The sequence below is a fragment of the Neobacillus cucumis genome (genome assembly GCF_002860255.1).
Lineage (GTDB): Bacteria > Bacillota > Bacilli > Bacillales > Cytobacillaceae > Neobacillus > Neobacillus cucumis_A.
In genome coordinates, this window is sequence record NZ_PGVE01000107.1 from 37,353 (window position 1) to 57,377 (window position 20,025).

The window sequence follows — 20,025 nt, forward strand, 5'->3', positions numbered from 1 at the left end:
TTCTCTTATCTTTATCTTACTTCGGCTTGATGGTTAACCTTAATAGCCTCATTTAGAAACTTTAAAGCAGTGTAACGATCTCTTAGATGATGAGCTTCGGTTAATATACTTCCCTTGCCGATTCTTTCCATTATTGTTCCTCCTGCTCCTTCAACTTTTTTAACCTGAATTTCTCTTTATTTGTCTAAAAGTCCAAATTTATACTTTGTAATGGTTGTGTACTCTTGGTCCTTTTCTAAGACCCAGGAAGGAAAGTTAGGATGGTGGATGGCATCAGGCAGTCCCTGGGTTTCTAAACAGATGCCAAGGTATTTACAGGACGGTACACCGTAAATCTCGCCTTCTGATTTCATTTGGTTTCCAGAGTAAACAACAACCCCAGGCTCATCTGTTTCAATGGTCAATGTACGGCCGCTCTCAGAATCTTTAAGAATAATTTCCTGGTCATGATTGGCTGATAGTACAAAGGGATGGTCGTATCCTTGACCTGCTAATTTATTTTGTGGATGATCCGATTCAATCCCAGATTGAATTAATCGGTCATTAGTAAAATCAAAGGGCGTCTCAAGAACATCCACAAGCTTCCCAGTTGGAAGCAATTCATCATTTAATTCCAGGAATTTTTCACTCTTAATAGACAGAGAATGATTTAGAATATCCTTCTTAAGATTTCCACTTAGGTTAAAGTAGGAATGGTTGGTCATATTTAATAAAGTTTTTTCATCAGACACCCCAGAATAATGGATGGTTAATTCATTAAGATTATTCAGTATATAAGTTACCTTTACGTTTAAATTTCCTGGGTAACCTTCCTCTCCATTAGGGCTTAAATAAGAGAATTGAACACTAACTTCTTGGTCATTCTCAATTACAGACGCATCCCAGATGACTTTATCGAAGCCGCTGTTCCCCCCATGAAGATGGTTGTTATTTTCATTTTTTGCCAGGGTATAGGTTTTACCGTCAAGCTCAAATGAACCACCCTTTATTCTCCCAGCTACACGTCCGACAATGGTTCCAAAGAAGTAACTGCCTTTTACGTATTCCTCTAAGGTGTCATATCCCAAAACAATATTTTCAAAATTTCCGTTTCGATCAGGAGTAATGATTTTAGTAATAATACAACCATAATTAATACAAGTAAGTTCCATACCATGGTCGTTAATTAGAGTATAAGAATTTACAGTTTGATTATTTAATTGACCAAAATTCTCTTGAATAACCTTCATATCGATTCCGCCTTTCTTTATAAAATGCAGCCTGGCCCAATATTCAGCCAAATACAAAAATGTTCCATATCCTTTCAATCTACCTGATCAAAAGGATATGGAATAACATAATTACTTACGTTTTGCTAATCAGACTACATTATTTATTAACAGTTAACCGACCTTTTCCCATTTTGGCTTACCTGCCAATGGACAGCCTTTGTTTTTAAACTTGGCCCGATAGCGGACGATACAGCCGCTATGCGCACAAGTGGTCCCATATTGAAGGGAAGGACAGCTTTCACAAGTCTTTAATCTTGCTAGGTAGACCTCGTCAGAAACAATAACAGATGGGTTCTCTTCCGCTTCTTTTACTAACTCTTGGATAACCTCTTCCGTTACCATTACACTTTCCACGCAGCCTTTGCATAGACTATTTTGATTCACTGTAATTCCCTCCTTATTTATTCAATTACTAATGTTACAACAGACATAGCTGGTAGTTTAATAGCTAATTTATTATTTGCAACTGCAGCACCTGTAAATTCAGTTGGTTTCACTGTATCAGGCTGTTCAAAAGTGTTATGAGCATTCATCGTCTCCGCAGTGATAATGGTGCCTGACACCTTTGTATTTGCAGCATTTAGGCCGCGAAGCTCTAAATCTACTTCAGCTCCATTTTGGTGGTCGATATTACATAGGCTGACATGAATCTTTCCTTCCGCATTTTTGGATGCGGATACAGTTACCTGTGGTAATGTTTCACCATTAAGCTCATAGGTGCCAAATGATGAATCAACAGCTAATAGCTCAGCATCCTGGTGAACCTTATACATATCAAATACATGATAAGTTGGAGTAAGAATCATCTTCTCTCCTTCAGTAAGAATCATCGATTGCAATACGTTTACCGTTTGAGCAATGTTTGTCATTTGGACGCGGTCTGCATGGTTATGGAAGATGTTGAAATGTAATCCAGCTACTAATGCGTCACGGATGGTATTTTGCTGATATAGGAACCCTGGGTTTGTACCTGGCTCTACATCAAACCATGTGCCCCACTCATCAATAATCATGCCAATGCGTTTTTGTGGATCGTACTTATCCATAATGGTGCTATGCTTTGTAATTAATTCATCCATATGAAGTGCTTTTTTCATGGTAATAAACCACTCGTCTTCAGGAAAATCAACAGCAGAGCCTTTTCCTAACCAGAAGTCTCCCGGAACCGTGTAGTAGTGAAGGCTCAGGCCATCCATTAACCAGTGGGCATTTTTCATTAATACTTCTGTCCAGTTATAGTCATCGACATTAGCGCCGCCAGCAATTTTATATACTTTGTTATTTCCATAATTTCTTACATACGTTTGGTATCTTCGATATAGGTCAGCATAATATTCAGGACGCATATTTCCGCCGCAGCCCCAGTTTTCGTTACCTACACCGAAATACTTTAACTTCCAAGGTTCCTCGCGTCCATTTTCACGGCGCCAGTTCGCCATTGGTGATTCGCCTTCAAATGTCATGTATTCAACCCATTCAGACATCTCTTGAACGGTTCCACTACCAACATTTCCGCAAATGTATGGTTCACACTCTAATAACTCACATAGAAGCATGAACTCGTGCGTACCAAAATGGTTGTTTTCTACAACACCGCCCCAGTGAGTATTAACCATGCGTTTACGGTTTTCCTTAGGACCAATACCATCCTTCCAGTGATATTCATCGGCAAAACATCCGCCCGGCCAACGAAGGACTGGTACTTTAATGTTCTGTAATGCCGCTAATACATCATTACGAATCCCTTTTGTATTGGGAATGGAAGAATCCTCTCCCACCCAAATACCTTCATAAATGCATCTTCCAAGGTGTTCTGCAAAATGACCATAGATATTTTTATTGATTTTCCCTTTTTGGATATCAGTGTTGATAATGACTTGATTCGCCAATGGTAACGCCTCCATTTTATTAGAGTGATAAGTATTAAAAGGAGTTTACAACTCTTGTATAATTGGTAACATTGAAATGTAAATCCCAACTTAACATCAGGGCTATTAATCTTTTAATAGCCCTGATGTTTTCATTTAATGTAGATTTAAAGTTTTTCAAAAAAGTTTAACGAAAAATAACGTTATTCCAGCGGATTTCGTTATTGAATGCATGAGTGTTTGTGTCATTGTTAATTAAAAGGAACTCGATTCCTGCTAGTTCAGCAAAGTCTCTAAGTTGTTCAGTCGTAACCTTATAAGAGAATCCTGTATGGTGAGCCCCTCCAGCTTGAATCCAGTTTTCAACTGCTTGGCTTAACGATGGCTGCGTCTTCCATAATACCCGTGCAACAGGAAGCTTTGGCATATCCTTTTCTATCTGGACCGCATCCACTTCATTCACAAGTAGACGGAAACGATGTCCAAGGTCCACGATAGTTGCATTCAATGCTGAGCAGCCGCCTTTTCCATCAAATACAATTCGTGCAGGATCTTCTTTACCGCCGATTCCAAGTGGATGAACCTCGATTTTCGGACGAGTGGCAGAGATGGTTGGGCAAACTTCAAGCATGTGAGAACCAAGAACCATTTCATTTCCTGGTTCAAAATGATACGTATAATCTTCCATAAAGGAAGTTCCTTCATTACCGGCAATAATTTTCATCAATCTTACAAGAGCAGCAGTTTTCCAGTCTCCTTCACCAGCAAAACCATAGCCTTGCTCCATTAAACGCTGCACCGCTAAACCAGGAAGCTGACGGATACCATGTAAATCTTCAAAAGTAGTAGTGAATGCAGTATATCCGCCTTCTGTTAAGAATGCTTTCATTCCAAGCTCGATTCTAGCTTGATAACGGATAGAATCTCTTACCGGACCATCAGTAAGCCCTTCAGGAGTAATGTCATACTTCTCTTCATACTCAGCCATTAATTGGTCAAGTTCTTGTTCGGTTACTTCATTTATACGTTGAACAAGATCGCCTACACCATAACCATTTACAGTCCAGCCAAACTTGATTTGAGCTTCTACCTTGTCACCTTCTGTTACGGCTACTTCACGCATGTTATCTCCAAATCTTGCAACTTTAAGAGATTTGCTTTCTTGGAATGCAGCTGCTGTTCTCATCCAGCTGCCAATACGCTCTCTTACTTCCGGGTTTTCCCAATGACCTACGACGACCTTACGCTTCACGTTCATGCGTGCCGCGATGAATCCATGTTCACGGTCACCATGTGCTGCTTGGTTCAAGTTCATGAAATCCATATCGATTGAATCCCATGGAATATCACGGTTAAATTGTGTTGCTAAATGTAAGTACGGCTTTTGAAGTGCAGACAGACCAGCGATCCACATTTTTGATGGTGAGAAAGTGTGCATCCAAGTAATGATACCAGCACAATTTTCATCAGCATTTGCTTCTAGAATTAATTTGCGAATGGAATCAGAATCTTTTACCACTGATTTAAAAATCAACTTATATGTTAAAGCAGAATCATCAGCCAACCCGTTTACGATGGTTTTTGAGTTTTCCTCCACTTGTCGAAGTACATCTTCTCCGTATAATAATTGACTTCCTGTAACAAACCAGAATTCATAAGCTTTTGTAGTTAACAAGGTAATTCCTCCTAAGTATTGAATGTATTTTCTAGCAAATTATTATTTTGCACTTTTAACCATACATCCGTACAAGTTATCTCGGATGGCATTTTAAATCCTCTAGAACCTACTTTTGTCCGTAGTATGCATTTGCACCATGCTTGCGAAGATAATGCTTATCAAGCAGGAATTGATCAATAGGTTTAATTTGCGGGTTTAACATAAACGTATTTAAAGCCATTTTGGCCACTTCTTCTAGAACCACTGCATTGTGAACCGCTTGGTCCGCATTTTTCCCCCAAGCAAATGGAGCATGCCCTGAGAGTAAAACACCAGGCATGGCAACAGGGTCGAGTCCTTCCTTTTCAAAAGTTTCGATAATGACATTTCCTGTTTCCAGCTCATAGCCTCGTTCAATTTCTTCTTGAGTGAGGGTGCGTGTAACAGGAATTTCCCCGTAAAAATAATCCGCATGTGTCGTACCAAGGGCAGGAATTGGACGTCCAGCCTGCGCCCAGCTTGTTGCACCCGGAGAGTGCGTATGAACAATACCGCCGATTTGAGGGAATGCCCGATACAATGCAAGGTGTGTTGGCGTATCAGAAGAAGGTCTTAAGCTCCCCTCAACAATGTTTCCATCTAAATCTAATACAACAAGATCATCAATTTTCAATTCATCGTAAGGTACACCACTTGGTTTAATAACGACAAGGCCTGTTTCACGGTCAATCCCGCTTACATTTCCCCAAGTAAACGTAACTAATCCATGTTCTGGAAGAGCTAAGTTAGCTTCGAGAACCTCTCTTTTCAATCTTTCTAACATAGGGTTTTCTTCCTCCCTCTTCTCTAATGTGCTTACTTAATCATCTCAATCATTTTCATCACAGGGCTCCTCACCCTGATCAAAATAGACTTCATAGGGTTTCAAATTAAATAAAATCCACCTGTCCTAGATAAGAATACGTTTACAAATCTAATAAAAATTTTTCTTATTCCATAAATGATTAATAACTTATTCAATCACTCTATTAAATATAATTATCTATTATACGTACAAGATAGTTTATAATGGTGACAGCCTTATCCTTAATTGACAAGTCATGCGAGCAACTACAACTTGTACGTATAACCTTGAATAAATTTTACCATCTCTCTGTTTTTTTTCAATGGTATTTTTAAAATTTATTACGTTTTTTCCTATTTACTTTAAATTGAGTACTGCTGCTCTTTCGATTTCAAGTCCGTTTGTATAACGTTTCATAAACCGCTCGAAGCCCTCAACATCCTTTGAAACAGGAGACACAGTCGTACCAGCTCTTTCTGAAAATACATTGTGGCTTAGATACTCTTCCAACGTTTCATTATTGGATTTGTTTTTCATATAAGACGCAAGTAAGGCGATCCCCCATGCTCCGCCCTCTCCTGCCGTTTCCATAACCGAAACAGGAACATTGAGAGCAGCTGCCATGATGTTCTGTCCAACACCTTTTGTCTTAAACAAGCCGCCATGACCCAGGATTACATCCAGTTCCACTGCTTCTTGTTTAAGAAGAATATCCATACCAATCTTCAGCGCGCCCAATGCTGTATATAAATGTACACGCATGAAATTAGCCAGGTTGAAATTGCTTTCAGAAGAACGGACAAACAATGGACGGCCTTCTTCAAAGTGAGTAATGTGTTCACCGGAAAGATAACCATAAGCTAGTAAGCCGCCGCAATCCGGATCCCCTTGAAGGGCCAAATTAAATAGAGTTCCATATAATTTATTCACGTCAACATCCATTCCCATGACTTTTGAAAATTCATCAAACAATTTGACCCATGCATTCAGGTCTGAAGAACAATTGTTGGAATGGGCCATCGCTACCAGATTACCAGTAGGTGTGGTAACAAGGTCAATCTCGGAATAAGCTTTGGAGAGTTCTTTTTCCAGTACAACCATTGCAAATACAGAAGTTCCGGCTGAGACATTACCTGTACGCTTCGCTACACTATTTGTTGCGACCATACCTGTTCCTGCATCACCTTCCGGCGGACAAAGTGGAATACCAGCCTGTAGGTCACCGGAAACATCCAAAAGTTTTGCCCCTTCTTCTGTAAGTACACCGGCGTTTTCACCCGCTACCAATACCTTAGGCAGGATATCTTCAAGTTTCCAAGACAGGTTATGAGGTGCAATTATTTCATTGAATTGATTGATCATGGTTTGATTAAAGTTCTTCGTATTCAAGTCAATTGGAAATACACCGGATGCTTCCCCAACTCCCAAAACCTTTTCTCCTGTCAGTTTCCAATGGATATAACCCGCCAGAGTTGTCTGGAAGCTAATGTCAGAAATATGTTTTTCCTGATTCAAGATTGCCTGATACAGATGAGCAATACTCCATCTTTGAGGAATGTGAAAGTTAAACAGTTCTGTCAGTATTTTCGAAGACTGTTCGGTAATATTGTTACGCCAGGTTCGAAATGGTACCAGAAGTTCTCCATCTTTGTCGAAAGTCATATAACCATGCATCATCGCACTAAAACCGATTGCTCCAACAGTTTGAATGGTAACACCAAATTGCTGTTTTACCTCTTGGGCCATTTTGCGATAGCTGTCTTGTATGCCCTTCCAAATATCCTCAAGGCTATAAGTCCAGATATTGTTCACATAGCTGTTTTCCCAGTCATGGCTGCCAGATGCGATCGGTGCATTATCTTCTCCAAGGAGAACTGCCTTAATCCTGGTTGAACCAAGTTCGATACCAAGTACTGTCTTACCACTTTGAATGGCATTTTTCACATCAAAACGCATTTAAATCCCACCTTATTTTATAGAAACTTCTTTAATTTGGCTGAATAGATATTATCCAGTTCAATTTACAGCATCGGTATTGCTGCCCTGATACCATTATTAGTTATCCTTATAACTCATTAATCCATCCGTACTTGTACGTATAACCTCAACCTTGATTCTAGCACTTTTCTAATTGATTTCCAATAACTAATTAATAAAAACCTTCCAGTATCCTTTTTGAATGGCATGTACTTTACCAATCTAAATACTAGTTAACATATTTCATTTCAATCTGCACTAACAATTTGCGTAAAAACTGAAATGAAAGCATTGAAAATAGCGGGAATCCCCAAAATATAGCAAAATCACCGAAATGTTTATAGAATTGATAAAGTGCTAGAAGTAACAATATGATGGTTAATGATTTAAATGGTCGATTGATTACTAAAAACAATGAAAATCTTATAATATCCTTTATTTTCATCACAAATTTGCTATAGAGAATTAGTGAATACACGTAACTAATCATTGATAGGATCAGAATTAGTAATAAAAGAGGTATTAATATGGCTCCCTTACCGTTTAAAGATACAAAATAGAGATCTGCCCACAAAATGACCAATAAGAAATAATAAGGCAGCCATAACAACATGGAGGACTTGAAACCACTTAAATAGTAATGAAAATACGTTTTAATCACGTTACTATCCGTTTCATTTAGGGTTTGAAAGACGGTCTGAAAAATTGCTCCCATGGTTGGACCGACTAATAACAAACTTATTAAATAAAACACAAGTGTTATTGCATTTAATTTGACACTTAGGATAAGAAAGACAAGTAAACTACTCGTTACCAAAGCACAAATGCCGATTACAAATAGTGTCCAACCCATATTAGTAGCCTTAACGAATAAGTTTTTGTTGTTCATGCATTAACACCTCTTCTAATACTAAAATTAACCTTTTACCCCGCCGATTGTCATACCAGAAATAAATGACTTTTGATTGAATAAGAAAAGAATAATGATTGGAATAATTGACATCATGGATCCTGAGAATACAATATCGTAATTGTTTCCGTAAGGCGTCATAGCTGTCAGCAATCCAGCAGGAATTACAAGGTTTTCATCTGATCTCATGACGATTAATGGCCAAAGGAAATTATTCCATGCTCCCATTGATGTCATAATGGTCATAGCACCAAAAGCAGGTTTCATCATTGGAGCATAAATTTGGAAAAAGATACGAAACTCGCCTGCTCCATCGATTCTGGCAGCCTCTGCAAAGTCATGTGGGATCCCAATCGCATATTGTCTAAAAAAGAAAACGGTGGCAGGAGGTATGACACCAGGTAAAATAACCCCTGCAAAGGTATCCATTAACCCCATATTAGTGATTAATTTGTACATTGGAATTAACAATATATCCCCAGGTACCATTAACATAATCAAGACAAGCATAAAAATGAAATTTCTGCCTTTAAATCTGTATTGAGCCAACCCATATCCGACCATTGAACATAACGCCAGTACGGCCAATGTTTGTACAATGGTGATCATGGCACTATTTTTAAACCATGTAAAAAAGATTCCGTCGTTGTTTGTTAATAGTTTTCCGTAGTTACTAAAGCTCATTTTTGAGAAATCTAAATGAATATTCAACCCTTGTCCAAATATATCGGCTGAATTTTTAAATGAAGAAATCAATAAAAACCAAAAAGGGATTAGGATAAGAAATCCAACAATAGCGAGCACTACGGTTGTGATAATAGATGAGATTCTTTTTCTGGTTTTCATATTAATCCTCCTTAAATAAGCCTCTTACTGAAACTTGAATTAAATTGATCACAACCACGATAACAAACATACCAACACCCAACGTACATGCATAACCCAAGTCTCCATCACTAAAGGCTGATTTATAAATGTAGGTTAAAAACGTTGTACCAATATTATCTGGCGATGCAGGCCCCCAGTAAACATAAGTTTCATTAAAGAGAGAGAATCCACCTAGAATGGAAATTGTTAAAACATAAGTTGTGATTGGTTTTACCATTGGCAGTGTGATATTTTTAAATTTAACCCATGTAGTTGCACCATCAATTTCGGCACATTCATAAAGGTCCTTTGGTATACTTTGCAGTCCGGATAAAAAGTAGATCATATTAACACCCATCCAACGCCATACACAAACAAGTACCAGAGCAAACATACCAGTGCCAGAACCATTTAACCAATCAACAGGTCCAAACCCAAAGTGACTGATAAAGCTATTAAATACACCAGTAGATTCTTTACTGAAGGCGAATTTAAATACTAATCCTACAATAACGGTTGAAGTTAAAACCGGCAGAAAAAATACCGATCTGAATAGAGCTTTGAATTTTGTGTTTTCATGATTCATAACAATGGCAAGAATCAGAGGTAATGGAATTAAGATAAGAATGGTCCAAAATGTATATCTGACAACATTCCATAATGCCTTATAGAATACCGGGTCAGAAATCAAACGTTGATAGTTTTGTAATCCTATAAAGGTAGATTCATTCAATCCTTCAATTCTTTGAAAACTCATAATGATAGAATTAATGAATGGATATAAAGAAAAGAGGACAAAGACAATAATGAACGGTGAGACAAAAATATAGGGAGCAATCTTTTGCATGTTAATCTTTTTCTTATGATCCGCTGTTAAATTCGGTTTTTTTTCAACTTGTACCATGCTCGAGGACATACTAATTCACTCCTTTAAGTTCGATTGGGGCATAACATCTGTCTAGTGAATGTTACAGAAGAAGGAGGGAAAGCCTCCCTCCTCCTTCCGATTAGTAATGACTATTACTTCCCTGCAGCAATCCGTTTATCTGCTGCTGCATCAAGTGCTTTTAGAGTCTCCTCTACATTAGCCTGTTTTTTCATAATTTTAGGCAAACCGTTGGTTAGGAATTCATCATTAATAATAGGGTAACTATTGTTGGTAATGCTTAATCCACCAACTTCATCTTTGAATACAGCCATTTGCTTGAAAATATCTGTTCCAAAGTAATCAGTAAATTTATTTGGTGCCGCTAATTCTTCACTTGTCCAAACATCTGAGCGAATTGGGTCAAAACCAAGAATTGTCCAAGTTTTAATAGAACCTTCTTTTCCTGCTTTTGACTCTACCACGAATTTTTTAGCTAACGCAGTGTCATGAGCTTGATTTGTTACAACAGTTGCTGTTCCACCTAGTCCAGCAGAGCGTAAATCGCCCTCTTTGAAGATTGGAAGACCAGTTATATGAATTTTTCCTTTAAGCTTAGGCATGAAACCAACCATACGGCTCATGTACCATGCTGGCATGACAACAGATGCATATTCACCTTTGTTGAAGGCTGCATAGTATTCCTCATTATCTTGGTGTCCACCCTCAGCCGTTTTTGCAATTCCAGTTTTAAGCATACTTTGAATTGTTTGAAGGGCCTTTACATTATCTGGTGCACTAAGGTTAGATTTACCATCTTTTACTAAATCAGATTTTTGTTGAGCTACCATGGCTGTAAAAACAAATCCAGCACTTGTTTCAACTGAAGTCATGTACTTTCCAGTTTTTTCTTTCACAATTTTTCCAGCGTTAAGATAATCATCCCATGTTTTTATGGTTGCAGGATCAATACCAGCTTTATTCATAATATCCATATTGTAATAAACAAGAGTAGTTCCTACATGGTAATCTAAACCATAGACTTTACCATTAACAGTGTAGTTATCAGTACGTGATTTCACTAGATTCGGTACGAAAGGTTCAACTTCTTTCGTCATGTCTTTAAAAGGAGGGTTGTTAGATTTTGTATACTTTGCGAATTGACCAATTTCAACATCGGCAATATCTGGACCGCCATTGCCTGAGTTCAATGCCACTTGTAACTTTTGGTTCATTTGATCGAAAGGTAAAACGTTGATTTTTAATTCAATTTGTTGTTTAGGGTGATTTTTGTTCCAAGTTTCCGCTGCATCTTTCCAATAATCAGCATGTACCTGTACAAAGGTCCACATCGTATATTTTGTTTTTCCATCTTTTGTTTTAGTCTCGGCTGAAGAATTCTTCGAACTACAACCCGCCAATACTAAAGATGAGACAAGGAAAAATATTAATAGTGCAGATAATAATTTACGAGGACTAGCAAACTCTTTTTTCATTGTATACACCTCATGTTAAATTAATTTTAATCTTAGGCCTTACATGTTCCAAAGCAAAATCGTTTAAAATTGGTAATACTAGTTACAGATAAAAAGAATTCTTAGTTGTCTTCAAATTGTACGTATATGATATTACTTATCTATTAATTTCCTCCTTATCTTATTAAAATTGTGATCAAAAAGACAAATGAAAGCGTATTCCTTGCCTTAATATTAATTCACTCGTTCGTACATGTCAATACGATTTTTGGAATAAACTGACGATTTATGACAAACGGAATTAATATCTTTATAGAGTTACCAAATTCATAAAAAAACAATGGTAATTTTCTAATTTTTTCAATGGTAAATGAATCATTTTTTTGTTATTATTAGTCTTACAAGATACTTGTAAGTATAAGTTCTGAATTGTGCGTACAGGAAAAGGAGGTGCAATTAGATGGCACAAAAAACAAAATATAATATGGTGAAAGAAAAAATCACTGAATGGATCACAAGTGGTCAAGTGGGGCCTGGCGAGAAAATATATTCTGAGAATGAACTGGTCAAAAAGTTTGGTGTAAGCAGACATACCATTAGACAAGCTATTGGTGACTTGGTTCATGAGGGGTGGTTATATAGAGAGCAAGGTGCCGGGACCTTTTGTTCAGGTCAACGATTGCATCATAAACTCCCCGAAAACAAAACCCAAAATACTAATAGAAAAAATATCGGTGTGATTACGACCTACATATCCGATTATATTTTCCCCTCTATCATTAAAGGAATTGAATCGTATTTAACCGAACAAGGTTATTCATTAACTTTTGCTTGTACAGATAATGATATAGAGAAAGAAAAGCAATGTCTCCAGAGCATGCTTAGCAGAAATATCGACGGGCTTATTGTAGAACCTACCAAAAGCGGCAGCTTCAACCCGAATATTAATTTTTTCTTAGAGCTGGAACAAAATAAGATACCCTACTTAATGATTAACCAATTCTACCCTCAATTGGTCCCGCCACATATCATCGTCAATGACCAAAAAGGTGGATTTTTAGCTGCAGAACATTTAATTGAACTCGGCCATCATAAAATTATTGGGATTTTTAAAGCAGATGACTTGCAAGGGATTTATCGTATGCAAGGGTTTATTGAGGCACATAGAGAAAATAACATTCCACTATCAGCAGAGATGATGATAAATTATTCAACAGAAGAACAGAATGATGTTTTAATTGATAAAGTGAGAAAACTACTATCGACCTCTGAGGAAATGCCTACTGGAATCATCTGCTATAATGATCAAATAGCCGTTTCCGTATTGAATTGTCTTAGAGAGTTAGGCCTAAGTGTACCTGGGGACATTTCCATTGTGGGATTTGATGATTCGTTTTTAGCTGAAGCAACAGAACTGACCAGTGTTACCCATCCAAAAATTGAGTTAGGTATACAGGCGGCCAAATGGATTGTATCTGCTGTTGAAAACAGAAACCAGGAGGGTAACGAGCCACAGGCAACCGTATTTGAGCCTGAGTTGGTAATAAGGAATTCTTCATCTTTTCTTAAAAATGATTGTATTGTTTCATGACATTTCAAATTTTTACACTTTAATGAAAAACCTCCATTGTTGAATGGAGGTTTTTCGTATTAACTATTAAGATTCATAGATCCAAACACGCATTTCTCCAGTTCCACGGTTGCACCAAGCATAGTAAGGAACAGCAGTTATCTTTTGAGGTACTAACTCCATCTGCTCAGAACTATACAATTCGTTCGATGGTGCCACTCGATATCCATCAGCTGTCAGGATTACCACCCCATTTAGAACGTCTTCTTTAAACTGACTAGTAATCTCGCTTTCTTTCGGGAGACGAAGTCCAGCAAGATTTGCCCCATTATCTACTTCTTCAATACAATAAACAATTGGACCACGTTGTAATGCCGATTGACCTTGATTCATAGATACTAGTGGATGACTTCTCATTCGCTTCACTTGCATATCCAAATGAAGGGAAACGCTATCTCCTTGTTGCCAAACCCGTTCGATGATTAAGTACCCTTTTTCAAGCCTATCCAAAGAAATTAGCTGACCATTTACTTTGACAACGGCATTTTGACACCAGCCAGGTATTCTTAATGCTAAGTTGAAATGTGCTGGTTCGCCCGTATTTACCGTTAAGGCAATATCTCCATCCCAAGGATATTGATGAGATTGTGTGATTTCTATTTTCTTACCAGACAAAGTCGTCTCTACTTTTCCTGCAACATATAAATGTGTATATAGTGTATCATCTGTTTGGGTATAGATGTTATCTTCCACAGATGCAATCATCCGCGCCAAATTCGGTGGACAGCATGCACAGAAAAACCATTTTTGTCGTTCAACCTTCACGTGTTGCTGGTCTTTTCTTACATGTTGAAAAGGATTTACTTCTAACGGATTTACATAGAAGAAACGTTTACCATCTAGGTCCATTCCACTTAATGTTCCATTATAAATGGCCCTCTCTAAAACATCTGCGTATTTACGATTAGCATCCAAGCGAAGCATACGGTTTGCCCAAAAAGCTAAACCCACAGATGCACAAGTCTCGCAATACATACTGTCATTAGGCAGATCATGATTACATGTAAAAGCTTCCCCATTGACTGCTGATCCAATGCCTGCAGTAATGTACATCTTATTTTTAACCACATCATCCCAAAGTATCTCACAGGTTTCTTTTAGAGAAGAATCTCCTGTCTTTGCTGCTAGATCAGCCATTGCAATATATAAATATACCGCTCTTACGGCGTGACCAACGGCTTCTTTTTGTTCTCTGACTGGTTGATGTGCTTGTTGGTACTCAAATCCTAAACCAAAATTTATATTCTTTTCATCATTCCAAGTTGATGCCGTATCAATTTTTTTTCTTTTCTCTGCCTCTTCTCTGAAATAAATGGGTTCTTGTCCACGTTGATTAATAAAATATTGAGCTAATCTTAGGTATTTTTCATTTTGAGTTACATCGAATAGTTTTACTAATGCTAATTCGATTTCCTCATGACCTGGATAGCCCTTTATTTTACCTTCTTCCGTTCCAAATACTTGGTCAATTAAATGTACATATTTCTCCATGATACTTAGAAATTCATTTTTCCCTGTTGTTTCATTGTAGGCCACTGCCGCTTCAATAAAATGTCCGGCACAATATAATTCGTGATTGTCCCTTAAATTTGTCCAACGATTATTCGGCTCCTTTAATAGGTAATACGTATTAAGATAGCCATCCGCTGCCTGGGATCTTCCTAATAAGGAAATAACTTCGTCTGCTTTTTTCTCTAATTCAGGATTTGGATTGTCTCGTAAACTATAAGCTACTGTTTCTAACCATTTGGCGACATCACTGTCTTGGAAAACGGTTCCATAAAATTCACCGTTAGACTCTCCCGCCGCAATTCTAAAATTTTCGATCGCATGACTTGGTTCTGTATTTGGAAGTTCATCATTTAACGCTTTCCACTGATAAGGAATCACCTCATTTGCAACAATTTGTTTATACTTTTTCCAGAAATGATCTTCTACTAAAACATGCTTGACTGGGGTTGTTACCTTCATTGCTACTTTCACTAGTGCCTCATCCCTTCTTTTATGAACAGTTTTTACAATTTTCCAAAGATACTTTCCTTTCTTGCAGAAAAGTAATATCATATAAAAAGCAAGCTAATTCCTTCATTTATTAAGCTTTATAACGTGATTTTAGCACGCAAAAAATTTCTGATAAATAATAAAATTGAACCTAAATTTATAATATATCACACACTAAGGAAGAGATTGTTTATGGATGTAATGAAACCATCTATATAACAGGTTAAATTAACAATTCAAACTAGAAAAGTAAATGAAGGATCATCTTTAATTAACTAGTACACATTAGATTTTATATACTTTTTACTGTATAAGGTATAATTAAAATTGTACGTATAAGTGACTAAGTGTCGAAAGCGTGGTAGGGTATGCAAAAAAAAACCAAACATCTTCTAGTGAAGGACACGATAAAAGAATGGATCACGAACGGAGAAATAAAACCCGGGGATAAAATATATTCCGAGAATGAACTTGTTAAAATGTTCGGTGTTAGTCGACATACCGTTCGCCAAGCTGTAGGGGATTTGGTACATGAAGGATGGTTATATAGAGAACAAGGAGCCGGCACTTTTTGCTCTAATCGAATGATTGATTCTGAAGGACAAAGCCAAAAACAAAGCAGAACGGTGAATAGTAAAAACATTGGTGTTATTACAACCTATATTTCCGATTATATTTTTCCATCTATTATTAAGGGGATAGAATCCTATTTAACAGAAAAAGGGTATTCCTTAACCTTTTCATGTACAGATAATAACATTGAAAAAGAGAAACAATGTTTAGAAAGTATGCTCAGCAGAAATGTGGATGGTCTTATTATTGAACCTACAAAAAGCAGCAGCTTTAATCCTAATATCAACCATTATTTGGAATTAGAACAGCTCAAGATCCCCTATTTAATGATTAACCAATTTTATTCACAGTTAAATCCTCCACATCTAGTGGTTAATGATGAAAAGGGCGGATTTCTTGCAACAGAACATCTAATCAAACTGGGACATAAAAAAATATTGGGTATCTTTAAATCGGATGACCTCCAGGGAGTACGTAGGATGCAAGGCTATATTCAGGCACACAGGGAGAATGATCTTACCTTGTCCCCTGATTTGATCCTTACTTTTTCCACAGGAGAACTGGATCACTCGCGAAGAAAGCTGGAAGACTTACTTTCTTCAAATGATTCCAGGCCAACGGGAATCATTTGCTACAATGACCAGGTTGCATTATTTGTATTAAACATATTAAGAGAGTTAAATTTAAAGATTCCTGAAGATATTTCCATTGTAGGTTACGATGATTCTTATCTAGCGGAGGCAACGGAAACAAAGCTGACTTCTGTATCCCACCCAAAAATGCAAATGGGAATGGAAGCAGCAAAATGGATCGTAGCTGCAGTTGAAAGACAAAATAATAATCATCATTCTATTGTTTACGAACCTGAACTGGTGATAAGAAATTCAACAGGACCAGTAAAAAGTGAAAAAGTAGAGAATTTGTAAATAAATCTGCTTTTTAAATAAGTACATCTAAAAACCCCTATTGGAGATGTACCAATAGGGGTTGTTCAACTATTATTAGCTAATATATATTTAATTAAGTTTTAATAGGGCGGAACCATGCGGGGGTAATATCTGTTTATATTCTTGAATAAATCTACCTTTATCCTGCCCTGTCCAAATGTCTTTCACTCTTTTTTCTGACTGCAGCCCTAGCTGACTCCATGTAAAACCTACCTCATGCTCACTTTCACCTATATTAAACAGAGCTACATAGGTACTATCATCGTCATCTTTTGCCGTCCAGACAATTTTGTCTTCATCACGATAGACGAGACGATTGCTGTGGCTATTTTGATTTACATGGAGTACCTCTTTATTTGTAAGCAATGATAGTGTCCAGTCATCATTATCACGGAGTTCTCCTCCAAACATTAGAGGGGAACGGAAAATGGACCATAAAGTCATCATCGTTACTTGCTCGTCTTTTGTAAATCTAGTCCAACGGTCCCCGCCGCCGCCATCAACTGAGCGTATACCAATATGCCCTAATGGTAACATATCACAATCCGGCCAATGTCCAGGCCCAGTGTGTATATTCCACTTTTCACAGCGTTCAAACATATTTTTTAATAGTTCCCAATGATCCCAATAGTCATCGGTCATTCTCCACATATTTGCATTTGCTTTTAAATCTTCTGCATATTCTAGAGGAGCCGGACCCGGTGACAGACTAAGAACCATATTCCTGCCGCACTGATCGATTGCCTTGCGAATAAGTTCAATCTCCTCCTTATGAATATGGTATAACCTTGATGCAGCAATATCATCGACCTTTACAAAATCAACGCCCCAATCTGCATACAAGTTAAACAATGAATTATAGTATTCTTGTGCCCCTTCTTTAGATGCATCAACTCCGTACATATCAGTGTTCCATGGGCAGATGGAATTGGAGTGGGCGATGTCTCTTGCTCTCTTCTCTGTTCCAAGAATTGGTGTATTGGCATGTACCGCTTGCCGTGGAATACCACGCATGATATGAATCCCAAATTTCAGCCCTAGATTATGAACATAATCAGCTAATGCCTTGAAGCCTTTCCCCTCCTTTGCAGAAGGAAACCGATTAACTGCTGGTATTAATCTTGAATATTCATCCATTTCCAAGGGTACAAAGGGTCTATAAATGGAAGACTTCGCACCTGGTTCATACCACTGTATATCTACTACAACATACTCCCAGCCATATTCCTTTAAATACTCTGCCGTATATTCAGCATTACCTTTTACTTCCTCTTCTCTTACCGTTGCTCCATAACAATCCCAACTATTCCACCCGAGTGGTGGTGTTTTTGCCAATGTATGATGATCCATGAGCATCCCCAGCTCCTTCTATTTTTTTAAAGCAAATTCTAAAATTAGCAGCTTCCTTTTCGCTATTACAGCTAAGTTTCATTGAAATCTTTTGAATAAAGAGAAACCATATCTTACATAAGCAAGATATGGTTTTGTTTAAGAATTAATTTTTAGCTAAGCGGATCACATTCCAAGATAATTTTGGCAGCACTGCAGTAACTTGGCCGCCTTCACTTGTGGCATTGCCGTTCGAATGAGGAGCAACTGGTGTTCCCTTAACAGAGTTTGTTTGTTTTAAGTCATCGTTCTCAAGAACAATATGTTCAACAACCCTGTATCCTTCAAAGTTACGAATATCACACTCTAAGTGTAGCCCTTCTTCAAGATGGCGGTTTACAGCAAAGATGGTTAATTGTTCGTTTTCTTCATTATATACTGCTGTTGACTCCAGATAAGGAACATCAGTAAAATCTTTACTATCGTATTTAGGACTTGAGATAATTGGATTTAAGGAAACTCCGCGGCCATATACAGATGTATGCATATATGGATAGAAAATAGTTTGTTTCCATGCTTCTCCATTATCTTCAGTCATAATTGGCGCAATTACGTTTACCAATTGAGCAAGACAGGCAATTTTTAAGCGGTCAGCATGCTTTAACATGGTGATCAGCATACAACCAACCAATAAAGCATCTTCGAAATTATAATGGTCTTCAAGTTGTGGTGGTGCAATGCTCCATGGCTCAATTTTTTTATCAGCCTCATTGGAGTGGTACCAAACATTCCATTCATCAAATGATAGATTAATATTCTTCTTACCGCGTTTTTTCGCCTTAATATAATCTGCAATAGAAATTACAGAACGAATGAAGTCATCCATTTCAAGAGATAGTGCTAGGTAGTTTTTAATGTCATTGTCTCTGTTTCCATAGTACTGATGGAGGGAGATATAATCAACATGATCATAAGTGTGATCAAGAACTGTAGCTTCCCACTCAGCAAACGTAGGCATATTTCGGTATGAACTTCCACAAGCAACTAATTCAATTGTTGGGTCTACCCACTTCATGACTTTTGCTGCTTCCTGAGCAATCCGGCCATATTCTGTTGCTGTTTTATGACCAATTTGCCAAGGGCCGTCCATTTCATTTCCTAGGCACCATGTTTTAATTTTATGCGGTTCTTTGTAACCATGTGAAATACGTAAATCACTATAATATGAACCGCCAGGATGATTGCAATATTCTACAAGATTTCTAGCTGCATCAATCCCGCGTGTTCCTAAGTTAACTGCCATGTTTACTTCAGCATTGACTAGCTTGGCCCATTTCATAAATTCATTGGTACCGATTTCATTTGTTTCTGTTGTACGCCAAGCTAATTCTAAACGGCGAGGGCGATTCTCTACTGGTCCTACGCCATCCTCCCAGTTATAACCTGAAACAAAGTTTCCTCCTGGGTAACGGACGATTGGAACTTGTAGTTCCTTAACCATTTCAATAACATCTTGTCTAAATCCATTTTCATCTGCTTGAGGGTGACCTGGCTCATAGATCCCGCCATATACGGCACGTCCAAGGTGTTCGATAAAAGAACCATAAATACGGTTATCAATCTCAGAAATTTTAAAATCCTTTTCAAGTATCATTTTTGCCTTTTGAGTCATTATTTTCATCCTCTCAAATATGTAGTTTATCTTTCTATTTAATTGTTCAAAAAATAAAATCATTACTTCCTCTTTGATGAATTTCAAAAAGGAGGGAATTTTTTTATTTTAGTAAAAATTAAATTATTTTACATATTTA

15 protein-coding genes are annotated in these 20,025 nt (G+C 37.5%); 2 read left to right on the forward strand and 13 right to left on the reverse strand.

From position 1 onward, the window contains the following. Positions 1-176 precede the first annotated feature (176 nt). The 10 genes from CVD27_RS26880 to CVD27_RS26925 form a co-directional block, all read right to left on the reverse strand. A complete protein-coding gene (locus tag CVD27_RS26880; protein ID WP_101652417.1) occupies positions 177-1,229 on the reverse strand; it encodes an aldose epimerase family protein in 1,053 nt (350 codons plus the stop codon). A 153-nt stretch (positions 1,230-1,382) separates the two neighbouring features. Next, a complete protein-coding gene (locus CVD27_RS26885; RefSeq protein ID WP_257984505.1) occupies positions 1,383-1,655 on the reverse strand; it encodes a DUF6171 family protein in 273 nt (90 codons plus the stop codon). A gap of 17 nt (positions 1,656-1,672) precedes the next feature. Continuing rightward, positions 1,673-3,175, reverse strand: coding sequence for an alpha-N-arabinofuranosidase (locus CVD27_RS26890; protein ID WP_257984506.1), 1,503 nt, complete (start codon positions 3,173-3,175; stop codon positions 1,673-1,675). Positions 3,176-3,326: 151 nt separating this feature from the next. Beyond that, positions 3,327-4,814 (reverse strand): L-arabinose isomerase, encoded by a 1,488-nt coding sequence (araA, locus tag CVD27_RS26895; RefSeq protein ID WP_101652253.1) that lies wholly within the window; start codon positions 4,812-4,814, stop codon positions 3,327-3,329. Positions 4,815-4,923: 109 nt separating this feature from the next. Beyond that, a complete protein-coding gene (gene araD / locus CVD27_RS26900; protein ID WP_101652255.1) occupies positions 4,924-5,619 on the reverse strand; it encodes an L-ribulose-5-phosphate 4-epimerase in 696 nt (231 codons plus the stop codon). Positions 5,620-5,997: 378 nt separating this feature from the next. Beyond that, complete coding sequence (locus CVD27_RS26905; RefSeq protein WP_101652256.1) at positions 5,998-7,596, reverse strand: xylulokinase; 1,599 nt, start codon at positions 7,594-7,596, stop codon at positions 5,998-6,000. A gap of 250 nt (positions 7,597-7,846) precedes the next feature. Further along, entirely contained in the window at positions 7,847-8,506 is a 660-nt protein-coding gene (locus tag CVD27_RS26910; RefSeq protein ID WP_101652258.1) for a YesL family protein, read from the reverse strand. A 27-nt stretch (positions 8,507-8,533) separates the two neighbouring features. Continuing rightward, positions 8,534-9,373: a carbohydrate ABC transporter permease gene (locus CVD27_RS26915; RefSeq protein WP_101652261.1), complete on the reverse strand. Its 840-nt coding sequence runs from the start codon at positions 9,371-9,373 to the stop codon at positions 8,534-8,536. Between the two features lies 1 nt (position 9,374). Beyond that, a complete protein-coding gene (locus CVD27_RS26920) occupies positions 9,375-10,310 on the reverse strand; it encodes a carbohydrate ABC transporter permease (RefSeq protein WP_219621339.1) in 936 nt (311 codons plus the stop codon). Between the two features lie 104 nt (positions 10,311-10,414). Next, entirely contained in the window at positions 10,415-11,755 is a 1,341-nt protein-coding gene (locus tag CVD27_RS26925) for an ABC transporter substrate-binding protein (RefSeq protein ID WP_101652263.1), read from the reverse strand. A 439-nt stretch (positions 11,756-12,194) separates the two neighbouring features. Here CVD27_RS26925 and CVD27_RS26930 point away from each other — a divergent pair, with 439 nt between their 5' ends. After that, positions 12,195-13,325, forward strand: coding sequence for a GntR family transcriptional regulator (locus CVD27_RS26930; protein ID WP_101652265.1), 1,131 nt, complete (start codon positions 12,195-12,197; stop codon positions 13,323-13,325). Between the two features lie 66 nt (positions 13,326-13,391). On the opposite strand, the gene CVD27_RS26935 is transcribed toward CVD27_RS26930, so the two are convergent. After that, positions 13,392-15,335, reverse strand: a complete 1,944-nt coding sequence (locus CVD27_RS26935; protein WP_101652419.1) for a glycoside hydrolase family 127 protein — start codon at positions 15,333-15,335, stop codon at positions 13,392-13,394. 398 nt (positions 15,336-15,733) lie between these two features. Between CVD27_RS26935 and CVD27_RS26940 the strand changes: the two genes are divergently transcribed. Further along, positions 15,734-16,864 carry a GntR family transcriptional regulator gene (locus CVD27_RS26940; protein WP_101652267.1) on the forward strand — a complete coding sequence of 377 codons (1,131 nt, stop codon included), beginning with the start codon at positions 15,734-15,736 and terminating at the stop codon, positions 16,862-16,864. Positions 16,865-16,954: 90 nt separating this feature from the next. Here the strand turns inward: CVD27_RS26940 and CVD27_RS26945 are convergent, their stop codons facing one another. Both CVD27_RS26945 and arfA read right to left on the reverse strand, forming a co-directional pair. Next, positions 16,955-18,235: a glycoside hydrolase family 27 protein gene (locus CVD27_RS26945; protein WP_101652421.1), complete on the reverse strand. Its 1,281-nt coding sequence runs from the start codon at positions 18,233-18,235 to the stop codon at positions 16,955-16,957. Positions 18,236-18,380: 145 nt separating this feature from the next. Next, positions 18,381-19,886: an arabinosylfuranosidase ArfA gene (arfA, locus tag CVD27_RS26950; RefSeq protein WP_180960469.1), complete on the reverse strand. Its 1,506-nt coding sequence runs from the start codon at positions 19,884-19,886 to the stop codon at positions 18,381-18,383. Between the last annotated feature and the right edge of the window lie 139 nt (positions 19,887-20,025).